Here is a 14,589-nt window from a genome sequence, read left to right as displayed (position 1 = left end):
TCGTCCACATATCGTATATTTGAAACATCGGCGTGAAAACACCGATTTGGAGTGTTTGACATATTCAACCACAAATATTCGGGCGGTGTTTTATACAATGATCGAGTCGTATATTCTGATATTAAGAACGAGGCGGCCATCGTCAGCGTGTTCCGATACCGGCGATTCGTTGCCGTAAACACGCGCCGACACCCGAATCATTAATAACTGGGATCGAGAGGGAGGTGATAATGCGAACTGGTTCAGACGGCGGTGTCTCCGAGACATCGACCGACCGACGCGTCGACGAGCTCCTCGACCGGATGACGGTCGCCGAAAAGGCAGCGCAGCTCGGCTCCGTGAACGCCGACCGGATCCTGACAGAGGACGGCGAGATCGACGAGGCCGCCGTCGACGAGCACCTTTCGAACGGGATCGGCCATCTCACGCGGATCGGCGGAGAGGGTAGTCTTCCGCCGAAGGCGGCCGCCGAGCGGACGAACGAACTCCAAGAGTACCTTCGCGAGCAGACCCGACTCGGGATCCCGGCGATCCCGCACGAGGAGTGTCTGAGCGGGTATATGGGGCCCGCAGGCACGACGTTCCCGCAGATGATCGGAATGGCGAGCACGTGGTCGCCGGAGCTCCTCGAATCCGTCACGGACATCGTTCGCGGTCAGCTCGAAGCGATCGGCACCGCACACGCGCTCTCGCCCGTCCTCGACATCGCCCGTGACCTCCGATGGGGGCGCGTCGAGGAGACGTTCGGCGAGGACCCGTACCTCGTCGCGTCGATGGCGTGCGGCTACGTCGAGGGACTACAGGACGGCGGTGACGGCGTGACGGCGACGCTGAAACACTTCGCGGGTCACGGCGCGGGCGACGGCGGGAAAAACCGGAGCTCGGTCAACATTGGCCGCCGCGAGCTGCGCGAGACGCACTTGTTCCCGTTCGAAGCCGCGGTTCGCACCGCGGACGCGGAGTCCGTGATGAACGCGTATCACGACATCGACGGCGTCCCCAGCGCGAGCGACGAGTGGCTGCTGACCGACGTTCTCCGGGGTGAGTGGGGGTTCGAGGGCACCGTCGTCTCCGACTACTACAGCATCGAGTTCCTCCGGAGCGAACACGGCGTCGCCGCCGACGAGCGCGAGGCCGGGACGACCGCGCTCGAAGCCGGCATCGACGTGGAACTGCCCTACACCGACTGTTACGGCGACCACCTCGTCGACGCGGTCGAGGCCGGCGAACTCTCCGAGGCGACGCTCGACGCCGCGGTGCGGCGCGTCCTCCGCGCGAAGGCCGACGCGGGGGTACTCGACGACGCGACCGTCGACCCCGAGGCGGCCGACGAGCCGTACGGTACGGACGAGGCCCGCGAACTCACCGAGCGCGCGGCGCGGGAGTCGATGACCCTGCTGAAAAACGAGGGCGACCTGCTTCCCCTCGTCGGCGAGGAGACCGACTCCGTCGCGGTCCTCGGACCGAAGGCGGACGACGCACAGGAGCTGATGGGCGATTACGCCTATCCCGCCCACTACCCCGAGGCGGAGGTCGAGCTCGACGCCACGACGCCGCTCGACGCGGTCCGCGAGCGCGCGGCCGATCACGGCTTCGACGTGACCTACGAGCGAGGCTGTACGACAACCGGCCCCGAGACGGACGGGTTCGACGCGGCCGCCGACGCCGCCGCGGACGCCGACGTGGCGCTCGCGTTTGTCGGCGCGCGCTCGGCCGTCGACTTCTCCGACTCCGACCGCGACCGCGTCAACAAGCCCAGCGTCGCCACCAGCGGCGAGGGGCGTGACGTGGTCGACCTCGGGCTCCCGGGCGTCCAGCGCGACCTCGTCGAACGCGTCCACGAGACGGACACCCCTGTCGTGGTCGTCGTGGTGAGCGGGAAGCCGCACTCGATCGAGTCGATCGCGGAGTCGGTCCCGGCGGTCGTACAGGCGTGGCTCCCCGGCGAGCGCGGCGGCGAGGGCGTCGCGTCCGTGCTGTTCGGCGAGTACAATCCCGCCGGTCACCTTCCGGTGTCGATTCCGCGGTCGGCCGGACAGCTCCCGGTTCACTACAGCCGGAAGCCCAACACCGCGGACGAGGAGTACGTCTACACGGCGACCGACCCGCTGTTCCCGTTCGGCCACGGGCTCAGCTACACCGAGTTCGAGTACGGCGACCTCTCGCTGTCGGCGACCGAACTGCCCCCCGCGGGGACGATCACCGCCGAGGTGACCGTCGAGAACGTCGGCGAGGCCGCCGGACGCGACGTGGTCCAGCTGTACGCCAGCGCGGGGAACCCCGATCAGGCCCGTCCGGTCGAAGAGCTCGTCGGGTTCGAGCGCGTCGCCCTCGATCCGGGCGAGACCGCGCGCGTCGCCTTCGAGGTCGACGCCACCCAGCTCGCGTACCACGACCGCGACATGGACCTCGCCGTCGAAAGCGGCCCCTACGAGTTCCGCGTCGGCCACTCCGCCGCGGCGATCGCTGACACTGCGACGTTCGAGGTCACGTGGACGAAGGAGGTTCCCGAAAACGGACGGACGTACTTCACTGAGACGCAGGTCGACACCGACACGTAATCCGGAGGGTCGACACCGACACGTGATCCGGGAGGGGCGCGGACGACGCGTCACTCGGTAGGACGCTGACGATGCTTGACTCGGGACGTGGTTCGAGGGACCGTCAGACGGTGACGGTGTCGTTGACCAGCTGTCCGATCGCTTCGATGTCGATCGCGATCTGGTCGCCCTCGGCGAGCGTGAACGATTCCGGCGGGACCAAGGCGGTGCCGGTCAGGAGGATGACGGTCTCCGGGAGGTCGTTGTGCCGCCGGAGGTACGAGACGAGCTTCTCGCAGGTGGTCGCCATTTCGCTCGTCGACGTCGAGTCCTCGAAGACGATCTCGTCGTCGCGCTCGATGGTGAGCGTCATCTCGAGGTCGTGGGGGTCGTCGATGACTCCCGGGGTCGCCACGCACGGCCCGACCGCGCAGCACCTGTCGTACACCTTCGCCTGCGGGAGGTACAGCGGGTTCTCACCTTCGATGGACCGGCTCGACACGTCGTTGCCGATCGTGTACCCGACGACCTCCTCGTGGTGGAGCACGACGCCGAGCTCCGGCTCCGGCACGTCCCACGTGGAGTCGCCGCGGATCCCGACGGCGTCGTTGGGGCCGACCGTCCGCGACGGCGTCGCCTTCAGGAACAGCTCCGGTCGCTCGCTGTCGTAGACGTCGATATACACCTCGGGTTTGCCGCTCTCGGCCTCGCGCGCCTGTTCGCTGATCTGGTACGTGACGCCCGCGGCCCACACCTCGTCGGGAGTCACCGGCAGGAGCACGTCGTCGAGATCGAGGTCCACCCGATCCGCGTCGGGGATCCGGTCGCGAGCGATGGCGTCGACGGACTTGTCACACGCGTTCGCGGCGCGGGCGAGCTGCGAGAACGACCCGAGGTCGTCGGACGCCGCCGACAGGTCGTACGCGTCACCGTCCGCGACGACGACGAGCGAGTCGGACCCCACGCTGTGCTTTCCGCCGGGGAGTCGATAATACCGCATACCCGAGAATGACCGGACGCCATTAAAAGAGTATCGCTGACGCACACGACGTGAGCCGATCGCTCCGATTCGGAGCCGCACCGCTGGTCGGTGCGTTCGCCGGCTCCGGGGCGTACCGGTCAGTCTCAGAAGGTTGAAAAGAATCGACGATTGTATATCGGATGTCTCAGAATGGTAGCGTGCCCATGGAAGTTACTGAAGTCGAGACGTACGTCGTCGACGCGGACTGGCGCAACTGGTTCTTCGTTCGGGTGAAGACCGACGAGGGGATCACCGGGGTCGGCGAGGCCCTCGGCGCTGAGGGGCTCACCACCGTCCTCGAAGAGGTTGCGCAGTCGCACAAACACTACGTAATCGGCGAGGACCCGCTGAACCGCAAGAAGATCAACCGCCGGCTCACCCGGTACCCGTTCGCGTGGCGCGGCGGGAAGCTAATCAACGCGGTCGCGGCGGCCTTCGACATCGCGCTGTGGGACATCGCCGGGAAGTACCACGACGAGCCGGTCTGGAAGCTGCTCGGCGGGAAGGTCCACGACGAGATCCCCGTCTACGCCAACGGCTGGCACATCGGCGAGCGCACCCCCGAGAACTACGCGCACCACGCGAAGAAGGCCGTCGAAGAGCAGGAGTATCCCGCCCTGAAGTGCGACCCCTTCGCCCATTACGAACACTCGCTGACCGACGACCAGATCGGTGAGGTCGCGGAGCTGCTCGAAGCCGTCCGCGACGCCGTCGGCTGGGACGTCGGCATTGCGCTCGACTGTCACGGTCGCTTCACCCGCCGGGGGGCCATCGAGGTCGCGAACGCCTTAGAGGAGTACGATATCATGTTCCTCGAAGAGCCGGTCGAGCTGGAGGACCGCGAGGTGATGGCCGACGTGACCGACAAGGTGAACATGCCCGTCGCGACCGGCGAGCGCATCTACAACAACGAGACGATGGCCGACGTGATCCGGCAGCAAGCCTGCGACATCATCCAGCCCGACGTCACCAACTACGGCAGCCTCCAGGAGGCGCAACACGCCGCGGCGATGGCCAAGAACCGGTACATGACCATCGCGCCGCACAACCCCAACGCGGGCGTCTCGACGGCCGCGTCGGTCCATCTCTGTGCCGGTCTGGAGAATCTCGAAGTGCTCGAACACATGAGCCGCGACGTGCCGTGGGGCGAGGAGGTCGTCGAGACGAGCTTGGAGGTCTCCGACGGGGCCATCGAAGTACCCGACGAGCCCGGACTCGGCGTCGAGTTCAATCCCGAAGCCGCGCGGGAACACCCCGGAGAGCCGAAGGACAGTCACAGTCTCTTCGACGAGGGTGGCGCGCTCAAACGGCCGTAACCCGCCCGTAACCCGCTTATCCGGCGGTCAACACTTGTTCTGTTGACCCACACGTATTTACATGAAGGTGTCTTTGCTCCGCGTATGTCCACGAACTCTTCGAAGCCCCTCGACGGCGTGACCCCAGAGACGGTCTCGCCCGGGGACGTCGACGCGACCGAGATCCGGGCCGCGCTCGAATCGTCGAACCCGCTCGTCCAGCAGCGCGGCGTCGACGTCTGCGAAGCACTCGCCGAGCAGGAGATCGACGCGATCCAGCCGCTGCTCGACGACGTTGCGGCGCTCGCGGGCGACAGCAACTCACCGATCGCGTTGCGCGCGATCGCCACGCTCGATGCCGTCGCCGACGCCGACCCGACGGCTCTCGACGGGCGTCTCGGAGCCGTCGCGAGCGCCGCCGGCGCAGACGTCGTCGACGTCCAGTTGACGGCGGCGACGCTGCTCGGGAAGGTCGTCGTCAACCATCCTGACCTCGTTGCGCCGCACGTCCGCACGCTGGTTGCCGGAGTACAGGTCACCGAGACGGCCGAGTTTGCGGATATCGGAGAGTTCGTCGACCATCCCGGCACCCTGGAGACGATCGCGGAGCACGAACGCGGGGAGCGCGAGCGACGCGCTTCCGCGCGGCGCATGCTCGTCAACGTCGCGGTCGCGGTCACCGAGACGACGCCGGAATCCGCGTTCGACGCCGTCGACCCGCTCGCGGCGCTCCTCGACGACGACGACCCCGAGATCGTTGGCGGTGCCGTCGACGCGCTCGGCGAACTGGCGGCGGCCGACCCGGAGGTCGTCGCGCCCGCCGTCGACCGGCTTCGGGACTGTCTCGACCACTACGACCGGTCCGTTCGTGCGCGCTCGATACGGGCGCTCGGTCGCCGCGGAGACCCCGACGTGGTCGACGAGTTGCGTACGGTCGCCGCCGAGGACGACGACGAAACGGTCCGAGAACTGGCCGAGGAGACCGTTACGTTCCTCGCCGGCCCGTGACTCACGGAGTCACTCACCCATCTCGCGCTTCGTACAGTACCAGTACGTCGACGCAAAGGCGGCGAACCCCCCGACGACGAGCACGGCGTCGATAACGAGAATCGGCCACGCGTCGTCGCCGGGACGGACGAAGACCGCGGAGAACGCGAGCAACAGTCCGCACGCGATGAGGACGGCGAGAGCGACCTTCATCTGGCGGCGGTGCGCGCAGACGAGGTCGAGCAGCGCAGATGTCTTCGACATGGTGCGAGGGTGGCGGACGGACATGAAAAATCCAGCGGTGAGCGGGGCGATTCGACGGCGCTGGCCGGCGATCAGTCCTCGTCGTCACCGGGCACGCGGCCGCGCTCGTCGGGGATGCCCGCGTGGTCGTAGAAGTACGCCGTGAGCACGTCCCGCCAGCGCGCCGCCTGCGCGACCTGTTCGTCGAAGCGCTCGGCGACGTGCCGGAAGCGCCGCTCGTCGATCTGTCCGTCGAGGGACCGCCACAGGTCGCGGAGCCGTCGCGCTTCCTCGACGCCCGCGAAGCAGTTGTCGTAGAGCCGCTGGACGACCGTCGTGCCGTCCGCGAGTTCGTGCTCCCACGGGACGTGGTGGAAGAACAGGAGGAACTCTTCCGGGCACGTCTCGACGTCAGCGAACCGCTCGGCCACCGGGTCGGTGTACTGCTCGGCGTAGCCGCTGCCGGTGTCGGTGCGGTCGACGCCGACGCCGTCCTCGCTTACCCCGTGGTAGCCGGGCCACTCCCCCGGAGACGGGTAGTAGTGGTTCTCTAAGTACTCCTCGCCGTTGTGCATCATGTGTAGCAGGCCGAGCCCGCCCGTCTCGTAGTCGACGGAGGCCTCCCACGACGACAGCAGAATCTCGGTGACCGTGTCGACCACCGCCTCGTCGGTGCCGAACGTCTGCTCGACCCACTCCTCGGTCACTGCGCTCGCGTCCGCATCGGGGTTCCAAGCGATACGCCCGAACGCGTAGAGGTTCGCCTGCGCGAGGTAGTGCCCGGTCCAGCTGTGGTCCTCGCCGACGTTTCCGACGCCGACGATCCCCTCGCCGTCGCCGCGGAACTGCGCGCCCACGGGCGACCCCTCGCCGTCGGCGTACGTGTCGAACTCCAAGATTTCCTTCCACATCGGTAGGTGGTAGGTCACGTGGACCCCCTGACCGGTGTACTCCTGAGTGACTTGGAGTTCGAGCCCGAGATCCGTCTCGGACATCGCGCCGAACAGCGTCGACGCCGGCTCGCGGGGCTGAAAGTCGATCGGGCCGTTCTTCACCTGAACGGTGACGTTGTCCGCGAACTCGCCGTCCAGTGGTTCGAACGTCTTGTAGGCCTGAACCGCGCGGTCCTCGTGGGAGCCGTAGACGAACGCCCGCCACCAGACGCGACCGTCGTGCGGGGCCAGCGCTTGCGCGATGGCGTTCGCACCGTCGACGTGGTCGCGGCCGTAGTCGTGGGGACCGGGCTGGCCCTCCGAGTCGGCCTTCACGAGGAACCCGCCGAAGTCCGGGATCAGGTCGTATATCTCGTCGGCCTTTCGCCGCCACCACTCGCGGACACCGTCGTCGAGCGGATCGGCGGTGTCGAGGTCGCCGACCAGCATCGGTGCCGCGAAGTTCACCGAGAGGTACGTCCGAATTCCGTACCGCCGGAACACCGACGCCAGCCCGGTGAGGTCTTCGAGGCGTTTGGATTCGAGGAGCTGCCACCCCTCGAACGCGTCGAAGGCGGCGTTGGCGCTCCCGCGGTCGGGCTTGATCGTGTTGACGTTGTTGAGCACGATGCCGTTGACCCCCACCGACGCGAGCAGGCGGGCGTAGTCCTCGTAGCGGTCTCGGAGGTCGGGCAGCCGCTCCCAGTCGAAGACCGACTCGCCGCCGTACCCGCGCTCGACCGACCGGTGGAACGGCGTGTCCCACTGGTCGATCACGCGGTGTGCGGACGCCGGCTCCTCGCGGACGTCGAGGTCGTCGATCGGTTCCCGGGTACGCAGCAGGCGGAGGAGGTGGAAGGTCCCGTAGACGAGCCCCCGGTCGGTCGGCGCGGTGACGACGATACAGTCAGCGCCGTTCCACGTCACCGAGCGCACGAGGTATCCGCCGTCATCGAGGCTGTTGACGTCCTCGGGGGGAACCGAGTCGGCGATCATCGCCATGTCGTCCGGCGTGCCGACGGCGAGGAACCCGTCGACCGTCGTCGGCGGGTGTTGCCAGAGGTGCGGCTCCCGATCGAGAAGCGACGGGATCGCCCGACGGAGTTCGTCACGGACGGCGCTACACTCCGGCGACTTCTCTGAGACGTATACGTGACTCACTCGGGCACGATACGCCTCTCGACGCCCGCCGACCTCAATATCATCGTACCTGAGCCAGCAGTCGTCGTAGTGATCCATTATCGTAAGCTGAACATTCGGCGGACATAATGGTAGTGGTCGGGCACGTTCTCAGGCAGGGTACACTCGGATCTGTGGCGCTATTGCTCCTCGACGACGTGGAGTCCGGGGGTCTATTTTGGAGATAGAACGTCTCAAACGGGTCTCAATGTGTATAATATTCTTCCCCAATGTTTATGCCCTATTACGTTAACAGTAGCTACGCTATGGCAGCTAATCACGAGGGGGACCCCTACGACCAAGCGGTGAGTCGACGAAAGATAGTCTCTGTCGCCGGGGCGTCCGGCCTCGCCGCGCTCGCCGGCTGTAGCGGCGGCGGCGGTGACGGCGGAGATACCGGAGAGACATCGGGCAACACGGACAGCGGCGACTCGATCTATGACGCCACGTACAACGACGCGTACAACGGCAACCCGGCCGACCTCCACTTCAACACCTCGGCGGTCCAGAACTATCGGTGGCCGGCCGGAAGAGCGGTGTTCGCGCCGTTCCTGAAGTACTCGTTCAACGAGGACGAGTTCCTGCTCGGTGCCCTCGAAAACCTCGAAATCGAGAGCGAGGAAGTCACGCTCACCTTTCGCGAGGATCTCTCGTGGGACAACGGTGACGACTGGACGACCGAAGACCTCGACGTCCAGCTCCAGCTCGCGGAGAAGACCGGGAGCTCGATCTGGGGGTACCTCGACGACTACGAGATCGTCGACGACAATACGGCACGCCTTCTCCTGTCCGGCGAGACGAACCCGCGTATCATCCAGTTCGAACTCACGAACTTCCTCGTGGACGTGAAGGCCGAAACCCACGAGCAGTTCCTCGACCAAGACGCTCAGGAGTTCCTCCGGTGGGCGTGGGAGGACCCGGTCGCGAGCGGCATGTGGTCGTTCGTCAGCAAGGACCAGCAGGCGTTCGAGTTCGAGCGCAACCCCGAGTTCTACAACGCCGACAACATCAATTTCCGGCGGCATCTCATCGAGAACACCGGCGGGGCCGACGCGCAGTATCAGGCGCTTATCGCCGGCGACCACATCGACGGCGCGATGAGCGCGTTCGCGCCGCCGGAGATCGTCGAGCAGTTCGCCGACAACGTCGTCGAGGTCAACATCCCCGCGAAGTGGGGATACGGCATCGTGTTCAACCACGACGACCAGCACTTCGGAAAGCGAGAAGTGCGACAGGCGACTGCTCACGTCATCAACCGCCAGTCGCTCGTCGAGAACGCGGGTCCGCGGTCGAAGTTCGTGGCACCGGTCCCGTGCGGTATCGCGCCGGAGGATCAGGAGTACTGGCTCGACGACTGGCAGGAGGACTTCGAGACGTACGGGGCCGACGCGAGCCAGACCGAGGAAGCAACGCAGCTGCTCGAAGACGCCGGCTACAGTAAGTCGGACGGGACTTGGCAGGACGAGAACGGGAATACCATCAGCGGGGACTACTACTCGCCGGCGGGCTGGAACGACTGGACGACCATGACGCAGACGGTCGTCAGTCAGCTCAACGACTTCGGGTTCGACTTCTCAATCAGTACCCTGCCGACCAACGACTGGTTCACGCAGTACTCCGACAGCGACTTCGCCATGAGCAGCCTCTACTGGCTGCCCGGAGGGTCGCGCTCGGCGTTCCCGTACTTCCCGCTGCGGTACCAGCTCTGGGAGCCGGAAATCGGCGGCGGTCACAACTATCGTGGGCCCGCTCAGTCCGAGCAGACGATCCCCGGTCCGGACGGCGGCGAAATGACTCTCACGCCGCTCGACGAGGTCGACCAGATCGCCCAGCAGCCCGACGACGAGTCGTCCCGCGAGTACGTCCAGCGCGCCGCTTGGCACAACCACATCGAGCTGCCGTTCCTCGGACTGGTGTCCAAGTACGAGCAGTCGTGGACGACCGACGACGAGTGGACCGTCGCGAGCGAGGACAGCGTCAACCGCCAGGTCAAATGGCCGCAGTTCTGGTGGCCGCACGAAGGCGAACTCCAGTATCGGGGCTGAGCCAAGCCGATAGTCTCTGCTAACATTTGCCAACATGAACTACTACCTCAAACGGACGCTCCGCATCCCCGCGACCATTCTCGCGGTCGCAACGCTCACGTTCGGGCTGATCCGACTGCTCCCCGGCGGGCCGTTCACCCAGTTGCGGATCTCGCTACTCCAGCGGGGGGTTCCGGCCGAACAGGTCAACGCACGCATCGAGGCGTTACAGAACATCCGCCCGGACGCGCCGCTCTGGCAGCAGTACATCGACTACATCGTCGGCATTTTGCAGCTGGATTTCGGGCAGTCCATCTCGTTGAACGAGCCCGTCGCGGCGGTAGTGGCTCGCGCGCTTCCGTGGACGGTCTTCCTCGTCGTGACATCGACCATCCTCATGTTCGCCATCGGCGTCAGTATCGGGGCCCTTCAGGCGTACTGGGAGGGGTCGCCGTTCGACAAGGGCACCACCGGCGTGTCCATCTTCCTGATGTCGATCCCGTACTACATCTTCGCCGTACTCGGCGTGTTCATCCTCGCGTACCAGCTCGGCTGGTTCCCGACGGGGAGCGCGTCAGCGCGCAGCGTTGAGGCGGGCTTCTCGGTCCCCTACATCCGAAGCGTCCTCTACCACGCGGCGTTACCGATCGCATCGTTCACGATCGGAGGAATCGGATCGAGAGCGCTCAACATGCGCGGTAACAGCATTCAAGTGCTCGGCGAGGAGTTCGTCGAGGTCGCCAGATTGCGCGGCCTCTCGGACAGCCGCATCGCGACCAGCTACGTCGCGAAGAACGCCATCCTCCCGATGTACACGGGCCTGCTTCTCCAGTTCGGGTTCCGGCTCGGCGGGACCGTCGTCCTCGAAGACATCTTCGCGTACCCGGGACTCGGCTACTACCTCATCGACTCCCTCAACGCGAACGATTACCCCCTCATGATGGGCTGTTTCCTCGTGATCACGGTGACGCTCGTCGTCGCCGTCTACATCGCCGACCTGACGTACGGCCTCATCGACCCGCGCATCAGCGCAGGTGATTCGAATGCCTACTGACGCGAACGACGACGCGACGTCCGCCGAGCTCGGCTGGCGCGCGGAGGCCTCCACCGAGGAGATCAGCCGTCGCGACCGGTTCGCGGAGTTTTATCGGCGATCGATCCGCGAGCCCGCGGTCGTCGCGTGGTCGGACGGTCGAACTCGCGCGGGCATCGTCATCCTGAGCGGCTACCTGCTGATGGCGCTCGTAGACGTGTTCGGTCTCTGGCGGGACGCCAGTCCGAACCAGTCCTCCGAGCGGCTCCTGTTGCCGTTCCAGTCGCTCCAGTACCCGCTCGGGACGACCCAGTCCGGGACCGACCTGCTGGCGCTCATCATCGACTCGACGCCGTTCATCCTGCTGATGGTACTGGCAGGAGGGGTCTGGGCGACCGGCCTCGCGCTGTTCGTCGGCACCGTCTCGGGGTACAAGGGCGGCCGCGTCGACACCGTCATCACGTCGATATCCGACTTCTTCATGGCGATTCCGGGGCTACCGTTGGTCATCGTGCTCGCGATCGCAATCAACCCGCAGAACCCCTTGCTGCTCGGCGTCATCCTCACGATCAACTACTGGGCGGGGCTCGGTCGCTCGATACGCTCGCAGGTCCTCTCGATCCGCGAGGAGAGCTACGTCGAGGCCTCCCGCACGATGGGGACGGGTACCTTCCGTATCATCCGGAAGGACGTCCTCCCGAACATCATGCCGTACGTGATGGTGAACTTCGTGCTCGCGGCCCGGTACACGATCTTCGCGTCCGTCGGCCTGTACTTCATCGGCGTGTTGCCGTACAGCGGGCAGAACTGGGGCGTCACGCTGAACAACGCGTACAGCCAAGGCGGACTGTTCACGCTGGACGCGGTCCACTGGCTCATGGTGCCGATGGTCGCCATCGTTGGCCTGTCGTTCGGACTCATCCTCCTGAGTCAGGGGATGGACCGCATCTTCAACCCCCGGGTGCGGACGCGCCTCTCCGGGGAGTCCGAATCGATCGAGGAACCGGACGAGGAGACGACCACGGGGCCGATCTAAATGGCTACTGAAAACGCACTTTCGACGCCGTCGACCGACGACGCCGTCGAGGATCCGATCATCGAAGTACAGGACACGAACGTCACGTTCAACGACGGGCGCACGTACGTCCTCGACGACGCGAACGTCAGCATCGAGCGCCACGAGGTACTCGGCATCGTGGGGGAGAGCGGCAGCGGGAAGTCGATGTTCGCCTCCGCGCTCATGGACTCCATCCCAGATCCGGGCGTTCTCAGCGGGAAGATCCACTACCACCCCGAGGACGGCGAGACGGTCGACGTCCTCGAACTGAGCGACGAGGAGCTCCGCCAGTTCCGCTGGGAGACGGTCTCGATGGTCTTCCAGGGTGCGATGAGCTCGTTCAACCCGACGATGAAGGTCGGTGCGCACTTCGAGGAGACGCTGAAGGCCCATGACAAGAACGTCTCGGAGGGCATGGAGTTCGCGGCCGAACTCCTCGAAAATCTCTACCTTGAACCCGACCGCGTGCTCGGGTCGTACCCGCACGAGCTCTCGGGCGGGATGCAACAGCGCGCGCTGATCGCGTTGAGCATGGTGCTCGACCCGGAGGTGCTGGTGATGGACGAGCCGACCGCTGCGCTCGACCTGCTGATGCAGCGGTCCATCCTCACGCTACTCGAAGAGCTCCAAGACGAGTACGATCTGACGATCGCCTTCATCACACACGATCTCCCGCTGATCGCGTCGCTCGCCGATCGGATGGCGATCATCTACGCGTTCCAGTTCGCGGAGATCGGCCCGCGAAACGACATCATCCAGCGGTCCGCACACCCGTACACGAGAGCGCTGTTGAACGCGACGCCGAACCTCGACGCGCCGCTCTCGGAGATGAAGCCCATCGAGGGAGAGGGGCCAGCGCCGATCAACGTCCCGTCGGGGTGTCGGTTCCATCCCCGGTGTCCGCTGGCGACCGAGGAGTGTCGGACTGACGATCCGCCGCTGGTCTCCCACGAGGGGACCGACCACCGGTCGGCCTGCCACCACTGGGACGAGGCCCGCGAGGAGATCCCCCTCAACTTCGGGGAGGACAGCCTCGACGTCGAAGCCGTCGAGTCCCCCGGCGACAGCGAGTCCGGCGCTCGGAGGAGAGTCAGCGACGAACCGCCGCTGCTGTCGCTGGACGACGTCGAGGTCCACTTCGAGGAGGAACAGGGGTTCGTCGAGGGGCTGTTCAACGACTCTCGGGTCGTGCGCGCGGTCGACGGCGTCGACCTCGACATCGAGGAACAGGACCTCGTCTGCCTGCTCGGCGAGAGCGGCTGCGGGAAGACGACGCTCGGGAAGACGATGATCGGCCTCCAAGAGCCGACCGGCGGCTCCGTGAAGTTCCGCGGGCAAGACGTCTGGGAGGCGAAATCCGGCGGCGGGGAGATCCCGTACGACGACATCCGGTCGTCGCTCCAGATCATCCATCAGGACCCGGGGAGCGCGCTCAACCCCAACCGCCGAATCGTCGATATCCTCGCGGAGGCGCTCCGGCACACCCATCCCGACAGCGACCGCGGGGAGCGGCGCGCCCGGATGGTCTCGCTGCTCGAACGCGTGGGGATGACGCCGGCGGACGACTTCCTCGACCGGTACCCCCATCAGCTCTCTGGCGGCGAGAAGCAGCGCGTCGCGCTGGCGCGCGCGCTGCTGATGAACCCGGAGGCGATCCTCGCCGACGAGGCCATCAGCGCGGTCGACGTCTCGCTGCGCATCGAGATCATGGACCTCATGCTGGAACTCCAGACCGAGTTCGAGACGTCGTTCCTGTTCATCTCCCACGACCTCTCGAACGCGCGGTATTTCGCCGAACACGGGGACGGCCGCATCGCCGTGATGTACCTCGGGGAGATCGTCGAGATCGCGTCCGCGGAGCGACTCATCCACGATCCGCGCCATCCCTACACCGAGGTGCTTCGGTGGGCGACGCCGAACCTCGACCTCGACGAGATGGACGACTCCGGGCCGCCGCTCCGCGAGGTCGACGTGCCCGATCCCGTCGACCCGCCGTCGGGCTGTCGGTTCCACACGCGGTGTCCGGTCGCTCGCGAGGCGTGCCGCGAGGAGAAGCCGAGCCTCCGGGGCGTCGACGACGCCGACGGCAAGGCGGCGTGCTTCCGCGAGGACCCGAACCACCGCTACTGGAACAGCGAGCCCCTCGACGGCGCTGAGGAGGATCCGAGCGTGATGAAGTAGCGCGTCCGGAACGCGACGCGCTCGCTTCGCCCGAGAGCCTCCCGCCGTTCTCGACTCCGGGCGACAACAGGATTATTACCCGCACGCCGTAACGGCA

10 protein-coding genes are annotated in these 14,589 nt (G+C 66.0%); 7 read left to right on the top strand and 3 right to left on the bottom strand.

Annotated features, from left to right (window positions below):
• The first annotated feature begins 230 nt into the window (after positions 1-230).
• Positions 231-2,561 carry a glycoside hydrolase family 3 N-terminal domain-containing protein gene (locus QOL69_RS03445; RefSeq protein WP_283402040.1) on the top strand — a complete coding sequence of 777 codons (2,331 nt, stop codon included), beginning with the start codon at positions 231-233 and terminating at the stop codon, positions 2,559-2,561.
• Between the two features lie 103 nt (positions 2,562-2,664).
• Here QOL69_RS03445 and QOL69_RS03440 read toward each other — a convergent pair whose 3' ends face one another.
• The gene (locus QOL69_RS03440) at positions 2,665-3,540 is read right to left on the bottom strand and encodes a fumarylacetoacetate hydrolase family protein (protein ID WP_048076350.1); all 876 of its coding nucleotides are present in this window, start codon (positions 3,538-3,540) and stop codon (positions 2,665-2,667) included.
• Positions 3,541-3,725: 185 nt separating this feature from the next.
• On the opposite strand from QOL69_RS03440, the gene QOL69_RS03435 reads away from it, so the two are divergent.
• Entirely contained in the window at positions 3,726-4,877 is a 1,152-nt protein-coding gene (locus tag QOL69_RS03435) for a mandelate racemase/muconate lactonizing enzyme family protein (RefSeq protein ID WP_048076351.1), read from the top strand.
• A gap of 84 nt (positions 4,878-4,961) precedes the next feature.
• The gene (locus QOL69_RS03430) at positions 4,962-5,864 is read left to right on the top strand and encodes a HEAT repeat domain-containing protein (RefSeq protein WP_283402039.1); all 903 of its coding nucleotides are present in this window, start codon (positions 4,962-4,964) and stop codon (positions 5,862-5,864) included.
• A 9-nt stretch (positions 5,865-5,873) separates the two neighbouring features.
• On the opposite strand, the gene QOL69_RS03425 is transcribed toward QOL69_RS03430, so the two are convergent.
• Positions 5,874-6,107: a hypothetical protein gene (locus QOL69_RS03425; protein WP_283402038.1), complete on the bottom strand. Its 234-nt coding sequence runs from the start codon at positions 6,105-6,107 to the stop codon at positions 5,874-5,876.
• Positions 6,108-6,178: 71 nt separating this feature from the next.
• Positions 6,179-8,257 (bottom strand): alpha-glucuronidase family glycosyl hydrolase, encoded by a 2,079-nt coding sequence (locus tag QOL69_RS03420; protein ID WP_283402037.1) that lies wholly within the window; start codon positions 8,255-8,257, stop codon positions 6,179-6,181.
• Positions 8,258-8,463: 206 nt separating this feature from the next.
• Here QOL69_RS03420 and QOL69_RS03415 point away from each other — a divergent pair, with 206 nt between their 5' ends.
• From QOL69_RS03415 to QOL69_RS03400, 4 genes are read left to right on the top strand one after another with little or no spacing between them, the layout of a single operon-like run.
• Positions 8,464-10,242 (top strand): ABC transporter substrate-binding protein, encoded by a 1,779-nt coding sequence (locus QOL69_RS03415; RefSeq protein ID WP_079890560.1) that lies wholly within the window; start codon positions 8,464-8,466, stop codon positions 10,240-10,242.
• A gap of 34 nt (positions 10,243-10,276) precedes the next feature.
• Positions 10,277-11,275: an ABC transporter permease gene (locus QOL69_RS03410; RefSeq protein ID WP_048076353.1), complete on the top strand. Its 999-nt coding sequence runs from the start codon at positions 10,277-10,279 to the stop codon at positions 11,273-11,275.
• Complete coding sequence (locus QOL69_RS03405; RefSeq protein WP_048076354.1) at positions 11,265-12,290, top strand: ABC transporter permease; 1,026 nt, start codon at positions 11,265-11,267, stop codon at positions 12,288-12,290. The genes QOL69_RS03410 and QOL69_RS03405 overlap by 11 nt, the downstream gene beginning before the upstream one ends.
• Entirely contained in the window at positions 12,291-14,492 is a 2,202-nt protein-coding gene (locus tag QOL69_RS03400; protein ID WP_283402036.1) for an ABC transporter ATP-binding protein, read from the top strand.
• The last annotated feature ends 97 nt before the right edge of the window (positions 14,493-14,589 follow it).

The sequence above is a fragment of the Halorubrum sp. DM2 genome, from assembly GCF_901686465.1.
GTDB lineage: Archaea > Halobacteriota > Halobacteria > Halobacteriales > Haloferacaceae > Halorubrum.
Note: the sequence above shows the minus strand (reverse complement) of the source record. Positions and strands in the feature narration are given on the sequence as shown.